Below are 7,297 nucleotides of genomic sequence, written 5' to 3' on the forward strand. Positions count from 1 at the left end.
CAACCCTGGCATGGAGATTGCTTCGAGCGGACGAACACCACTCTCGCAATGACGGAAGGGTTGTTGTTTACTTAATCTTTCCCAAAGCCCGCAGCACTCGCTCCGGCGTAAATGGAAATTCATTGATCCACACTCCGGTGGCGTCGTGGATGGCAGCCGCAATCAGCGGTGCGACAGGCAGGAAGGGAAGCTCGCCCATGCCACGCGCACCCCATGGCCCGTTCGGGTCTGGCACTTCCACCAAAACGGACTCCACTTTTTCAGGAATGTCCCAAATGGTGGGGATGAGGTAGGTACTCAGTTGGTCGGTCAACACTTTGCCGTCTTTGGTTTTGTAATCCTCAAGGACAGCATATCCGTGTGCCTGCACCACTGCACCTTCGATCTGCCCGATGACAAGTTCCGGGTTGATGGCTTTGCCAACATCATCAGCAGAAACGAGTCGAATAACACGCACGTGGCCGGTGTCGGTATCCACTTCCACTTCAGCGGCCTGGGCCACATAAGCATATTGAAAGTTTGGCGTGGAGTAACCGGTCTCTTTATCGAATGGTGTGGTGCGTGGCGCGAGATATTTAAACTCGGCAATCGCAGGGCGTTCCTCGGCCAACCATTTTTCCAAGGCCGCCTCCGCCGCTCCTTTGATCGAGTTGCCAGCCATAAAGGTTAAGCGAGATGCAGATGCGGAACCTGGATTACCTTGCGTGGCTGAGTCAGAAGTTCGCAATTCCACCAGCCCTTCGGGCACGCCCAAAACATGTGCCGCCATCTGCACCATCACCGTATGCGTGCCTTGCCCAACTTCAGCGCCGGCGTGGTGCAGAACGACTCGTTCCATTTTTCCGTTGCCGTGAATTTCAACTTTTGCCCAACAATTTTCCTGATAGCCAAAAGAGAAGCCGACATTTTTGAAACCAGCGGCGAATCCACGGCCACGAGCAATTGATGATTTTTTACGATCAGTTGCCCGTCGTCCATTGTCTTTTCGCTTCTTCCAGCCAAACTTATCGCGTGCAGCTTCGATACATTGAATGATGCTGACCGGGTTCGGCGCAGGTGTGCCCACACCCATCGTGTCACCATCTTTCAGTGCATTCTTCAAACGAAATTCAACCGGGTCCATGCCAAGTTTTTCGGCAAGTTTGTTCATTTGCGATTCGGCCATGAACAAGGCTTGCGGCGCACCGAATCCGCGGAAGGCTGCGCCCGGCAGGTTGTTTGTGTAAACTCCATATACATCTGTTTTGACGTTGGGGATGAAATACGGGCCGGTGGATGTGATGGCTGCGTTGCCGAGCACCTTATTGGATGTATACATGTACGCGCCGCCATCCCCGACCAATTCTGTTTCAGCAGCGACGAGTTTTCCATCGCTGGTGGCACCCCATTTAGTTTTCAACACTACGGCGTGACGTTTGCCATGCCCGATGATCGACTCGCGGCGTGACCAAATGGTCTTGACCGGTCTCTGTAATTTCATGGCAGCCAGTGCCAGCGTGATCTGCACAGATAGGTCTTCACGTCCGCCGAATGCGCCGCCAATGGCCGGGTAAATCACGCGTACTTTTTCGTTCGGGAGTCCGAGTGCATCTGCAATGGTTTCGCGGTCGGCGTGAGTCCACTGCCCGGCGGATTCAACTGTGATCAAGCCTTCACTATCAATGTATGCCAGCCCTGCTTCGGGCTGGAGATAAGCATGTTCCTGCACAGGAGTGCGATATTCACATTCCACAATCACATCAGCCTTGGCGAAGGCTTCGTCCACATTACCTTTGCGAATCTTATAGCGGACGCAGATGTTCGAGTCGCCTCGGTCCGGGTGGAGCAGAGGCGCATCGGGACGCATGGCAGTTATCGGGTCGATAAGAGGCGGCAGATCTTCGTATTCAACTTCGATTAATTTCATAGCCGCATCTGCTTCGGCCTCAGAGTCCGCAACCACTACTGCGATCTGGTCTCCGATAAAACGAACGATGTCAGTATGCGGCTTGCTTGAACCAGGCCCACATAGCACGGGTTGATCCGGGATCTGCAAACCATACTCGTTAACCGGTACATCCCTGGCCGTGTAAACAGCGACAACTCCCGCCGCGGCTTGCGCATTTTCAATCTGAATGGCTTTCACGCGTGCATGAGGACGATCTGCGAAGAGTGTCTTCAAATGCAACATGCCAGCCCTGGCAAGGTCGCCGGAGTAGAGGGTTTCGCCGGTTACTTTGCCGCGTGCATCGATACGTGGATGTGATTTTCCAACAGAAGACTCAGGCATGGTTTCCTAGCGTTTGTATTTTTTAGTTTTGAAGCGTGGAGGGGGCATATCCTGCGGCCCATAGCGCTCCGGGCCAACGATGCGATATGCAAACGCGTAAATCACGGAGATCATACCGCCGATCATGATCATGTATAAGATACTGGCGGCCGCATAGGCATAAAGATTACTGATTCTGGTGATGGGCCCGAATATTGTCATCAGTCCGCTTGACTTATAGAACCAATCAGGCAGCGCTGGGTATCCCAATAATTCATAGGGAATGGCCCAGTTATGCTCGAGTCCATAGTCGATTGTCCCAACACCTGATGCAATTGAAATGGCCGGGATAAGCAGCATCATCACACAACCGATGCCGCGCCAGATCGCATGTGGAGCATTTGTCTTGTGCGGTTTTCGTGTTACTGCGGAACTTGTATATTTGCCCATGATTTACCTCTTAGACCTTTGCCTTGGTGGCATCTTCGATGGCTTTTACGATCTTGTAGTAACCGGTGCAGCGGCATAGGTTACCGGTGATGGCTTGCTCGATCTCATTCTTTGTTGGATTTCTTTTTTCCTCCAACAACATTGCGCCAGACATGATGAAGCCAGGCGTGCAATATCCGCATTGAACTGCGCCATGTTCGATAAAGGCTTCTTGCACGGGGTGAAGTTGTTCGCCCTCTGCCAGCCCTTCCACTGTAATAATCTCTGCGCCATGAGCGCGAGGTGCCGGCACAAGGCAGGACATAACTGCCTGTCCATCCAGAAAGACGGTGCACGCGCCGCATTCACCTTCGGCGCAGCCTTCCTTTGTGCCTGTCAACATTCCCTCTTCACGAAGCAGGCGTAGAAGCGTTTTGTTATACCCGCTCTTGAAGCTATATTTCTTTCCGTTAATACTTGTTTCAATTGGCGACTCTGGGAAGCGACTCGTAGCCTGCGTTCCACCATCCATGGTCTGCTTGCCTTGTAATAGGATCGGCTTCTTCGGCATACTCGTCTGTTCAGTTTCATCGCGGATGGCAGTTAGCCCACGAGCGGTGATGACGCGCACCATTTCGAGACGATAACTTGCGGAGCCGCGCACATCGTCAATGGGATGTGCGGCCAGCATGGCAAGCTCTGCGGCTTGGGCAATGTTTTTAGCTGTCAGTTTTTTCTTCGCGAGGAATTGTTCCGCTTCAACGGCATGAACGATGATGGGAGTCACAGCTCCCAGCGTAATGGATGCCGATTTGACGGTATCAGCTTTGAGGCGCCGTGTTGAGCTTGTCGAAACATCCAGTATGATCGCGATGTCCACAAGCGAGATGGCTTGCGCGCGGCGTAATGCCAGTTTGATAAATGTCCCGCGCTGGGTTTTTGTCATGGCAGGGAATGAAATATCGACCAGCATTTCATCCGTCTGCATGACCGTTTTGCGAACGCCTGTGTAGAATTCTCTTAAAGAAATTGTGCGCTCACCGCGAGTGGAAAGCAAGGTGACACTCGCATCCAGCGCCATCAAGGGTGTGATGGTGTCGTTGGCGGGTGAGGCGGTGATCAGGTTGCCCGCGATCGTGCCGCGGTTGCGAATCTGCGGTGCGCCAACTTCCCAGGCTGCGCGCGCCAATGGGTAAGCTTTTCCGCGAATGAGTTTGGAGGCCGCGCAGTCGTTGTGCGTGACGAGCGGCCCAAGGTGAACGACGTCGTCCTCGTCAATTGTGACCTGTTGAAGGGTGGGGATGCGCGTTACGTCTATGAGGGTCTCAATGCCCTTGCGGACGCCGCGCTCGAGTTCGAGGATAAGATCAGTGCCGCCGGCCACAATGCGAGCGCGCTCTTTCTTCTCCGCTAGAATTTTTATAACCTCATCAATCGAGGTTGCGTTAATGTATTCATGCCACATAATTTTTTATCGTAGGGGCGGGGTAACCCCGCCCCTACAAATTCCAATGGAAACTATTGTCCGCTGCCAGTTACCACCTCAGAGCGGCGCTCGAAGGTTTCAACAGCAAGACGGGCCAGGGTGGTGAGATTGCGAATGGCCGCGGGCAGGGCTGCTTCATCGCCCAGGCTGGCTTCTACATTGTTAAGCGCAGAGCCGACCTGATTGGCGAGATCGAAAAATGCCACATCGAATTGATAGATCGCGTCAAGCTCTTTTTCATTGATCTTCACGGCATCAAACAACCCGGAATAACCGCGCGCGGCAGTGGTGATCTTGTCAATGAAGGTGCGCAATGCCAGCGCTGCCTTTTCCATATCGTCCACATATTTGATCATGCCGCTGCTGACCAGCTCAACCTGCAAATTCGATGCGCGGCTCCAATGCTCTTCAAAGCGGCGCGCCACAGTTTCACGCAGGATCTTATCTGCATCCCGACGGTTCTGCCTTTCAATATAGCCGCTGAAACCAGGGATGTACGAAAGCAGTTTCTTGAACGGGTCTACCTGACTACTTACTTTTTCAAAGAAATCACTCATGTGAGCCTCCTGCCATAATATACGCGCGATCTTTTGAATTGCCTCGCGGCTTTTCCATTATATCGTTTAAATCCAGTTATAATCAAGTTATCATTTTTTTCTCAGGAGCATAAGATGTCGGATCAAGTTAAGGAACTATTAGATCTGGTTGATAACAGTTTATCTGTTGATGGGGTCAACGTAAAAGTACTCGACGCAAACAAATTCAGGAAGAATATCGGTAAATTGGTGGAACGTTCCGCGCTCGCCTCTGACTCCAGCGCAGGTTGGTCCCGTTACCTGGTGCGTGCCGCCGCTTTGGAATTGGGTGTCTACCCCGCATCCATCCACGATCTTTACCTCGCCCGCGGACGAGGCGACGTACCGATGACCTTTACCACGCCCGCCTTCAACCTGAGGGCTTTATCCTTTCATGCTGCGCGTGCCATGTTCCGTGCCGCTAATGCGATCAACGCTGGCGCGTTCATCTTTGAGATAGCACGTTCAGAAATTGGTTACACTGCCCAACGTCCTTCCGAATACGCAACAAATATTCTCGCCGCAGCCATCGCGGAAGGATTTGTCGGTCCTGTATTCATTCAAGGTGATCACTTCCAAGTGTCAGCTAAGAAGTACATGGCCAATCCCGAAGCGGAATTAAAAGCAGTGCGCGACCTGTCTATTGAAGCAATTGCGGCTGGTTTCTTCAATATCGACGTGGATACCTCCACGCTGGTTGATATCAACAAGCCAACCGTCCCCGAACAGCAAACTTTGAATTACCAGCTCTCGGCGCAGATGTCCGCCTTTATTCGCGAACACGAGCCGAAGGGCGTAACCATCTCCATTGGCGGTGAGATTGGCGAAGTGGGTGGGCATAATTCAAATGAAGAGGAACTCCGCGCCTATATGGACGGTTACATTGCCGAGTTGAAAAAACTTTCCCCCGGCAAACCCGGCTTGAGCAAGATCAGCATTCAGACCGGGACTTCTCATGGCGGCACAGTTTTGGCAGATGGTTCCATCGCCCCAGTTACTATTGCTTTCGATGTATTACGTGACCTAAGCCGTGTGGCCCGCAAGGAATATGGTATGGGCGGGACGGTACAGCATGGTGCATCCACTTTGCCTGAAGAGAATTTCCATCAATTCGTTGAGCATGAAGCCATCGAAGTGCACCTTGCCACGAACTTCACTACCATGTTCTTTGATAACGTCCCTGCGGAATTCAAAAAGGAAATGTATTCCTGGCTAGATGTGAACTCCGCCGCAGACCGCAAGCCTGATATGACCGATGAACAGTTCTATTACAAGACTCGCAAGAATGCGGTTGGGCCGTTTAAAGCGAAATCGTATGCCCTGGCGCAGGAAGCCTTGGAAATACTCGCTAAAGCCTGGGAAGCGCAGTTCGGTAAATTATTCAACCTGCTGGGCGTGAGGGATACAAAACAATACGTGGATAAATTCATCAAGCCTGCAAAAATTGCCCCCGTCCTAGCAGACTATGTCAAAGATGCAGTCGCCGCCGAAGATGTAAGCGATCTGGCGGATTAACACGGACTCGAAAATCTCCCGATTTTCGAAAACGGCAAACGTCTCCTGACGTTTGAGTCCAATACCAAGATTCCCGTTTCAGACCAAGGCATTACTCAGGATAGATACATGCTCATCCCTCGCACGGCGATTTTTGCCCGCCGCGGGGATGAGTATTTTTTAATTAAAGGTGTGTCATTGCCAAAGCAGTTTTCCTGGAACCGACACGCTTTTCAATTCACCATAGGTGTAGACCATTGTTCTTCGCAGGCCCGATGCTCGAATTCCAGTACACATACGTGATGATAAGCAGCACCGCGAAGAACACTATTACATAAAGGGGACTCGCATACAGGAAGACCATATCAGGCTCAAGTTCTGTTTTTATACCCGATTGTTCATCCACACAAAACCATCTGCCAGTCCAATAGGTTTCGGAGCCGATATGGGATACATTCTGTGTATAAGACATTTGGCCGTTCGGGCAGACAAACGGCTTGGCAACCAGATTTAACGCTGGGTATAGCGAACCCATACCCACGGAACCAGCAGCGTAGCCCATGACGACGGAAAAGACTAATTCCGCGATGATCCCAATGATAAGTGCGCTGGTTTTGACTTTTCTGATTTTCATACCAGGTGCGCCCATGAAGATGGCAAGCGATCATTTTGTATGAGAGAACGACTGTCTACACAAAATGAGTTGCAATTTGCAGATTCTCTTGTAAAAGGTGCATTTTTGCCCATTTCGGACCTCCGTTTTGAGAATGCTTTGTTAGCCTGCTTCTTTTTAATTACGGCTCTTACTTTTTTTTCTGATAAAAGAATACAAAATACTGCTAAGTACGACGGCGAAAATATTTCCTACAAGTGCTACTAGAGCATTAATCCAAATATCACGACTTTCTGGCTTTTGGCTTTCAGGTAATAAATAGTTTATTGATTTTACGCCCACTATACGCCCGTCAATCTGCAAATTTTTTACTATGCTTTCACTATTGTCTGATAACACTACAAGTCGTGCAGTGACCACATCATCAGGATTTAGTAAAACTGGTTCAATGT

7 protein-coding genes are annotated in these 7,297 nt (G+C 50.9%); 1 reads left to right on the forward strand and 6 read right to left on the reverse strand.

Going from position 1 to position 7,297, the window contains the following annotated elements:
- Positions 1-67: 67 nt before the first annotated feature.
- Genes AC14M5_RS07190 through AC14M5_RS07205 form a run of 4 tightly spaced genes read right to left on the reverse strand, consistent with a single transcriptional unit; the run spans position 68 to position 4,720 of the window.
- Positions 68-2,269: a xanthine dehydrogenase family protein molybdopterin-binding subunit gene (locus AC14M5_RS07190; RefSeq protein ID WP_484028964.1), complete on the reverse strand. Its 2,202-nt coding sequence runs from the start codon at positions 2,267-2,269 to the stop codon at positions 68-70.
- A gap of 6 nt (positions 2,270-2,275) precedes the next feature.
- A complete protein-coding gene (locus AC14M5_RS07195) occupies positions 2,276-2,698 on the reverse strand; it encodes a hypothetical protein (RefSeq protein WP_484028965.1) in 423 nt (140 codons plus the stop codon).
- Positions 2,699-2,708: 10 nt separating this feature from the next.
- Entirely contained in the window at positions 2,709-4,142 is a 1,434-nt protein-coding gene (locus AC14M5_RS07200) for an FAD binding domain-containing protein (protein WP_484028966.1), read from the reverse strand.
- 53 nt (positions 4,143-4,195) lie between these two features.
- Positions 4,196-4,720 (reverse strand): hypothetical protein, encoded by a 525-nt coding sequence (locus AC14M5_RS07205; RefSeq protein ID WP_484028967.1) that lies wholly within the window; start codon positions 4,718-4,720, stop codon positions 4,196-4,198.
- 114 nt (positions 4,721-4,834) lie between these two features.
- Here AC14M5_RS07205 and AC14M5_RS07210 point away from each other — a divergent pair, with 114 nt between their 5' ends.
- Positions 4,835-6,253 carry a class II fructose-bisphosphate aldolase gene (locus AC14M5_RS07210; RefSeq protein ID WP_484028968.1) on the forward strand — a complete coding sequence of 473 codons (1,419 nt, stop codon included), beginning with the start codon at positions 4,835-4,837 and terminating at the stop codon, positions 6,251-6,253.
- Between the two features lie 217 nt (positions 6,254-6,470).
- Here the strand turns inward: AC14M5_RS07210 and AC14M5_RS07215 are convergent, their stop codons facing one another.
- Positions 6,471-6,866: a hypothetical protein gene (locus AC14M5_RS07215; protein WP_484028969.1), complete on the reverse strand. Its 396-nt coding sequence runs from the start codon at positions 6,864-6,866 to the stop codon at positions 6,471-6,473.
- A gap of 156 nt (positions 6,867-7,022) precedes the next feature.
- The coding region (locus AC14M5_RS07220; RefSeq protein WP_484028970.1) for a hypothetical protein at positions 7,023-7,297 on the reverse strand (275 nt) is incomplete at its 5' end.

It is taken from the genome of Candidatus Villigracilis sp. (assembly GCF_057083605.1).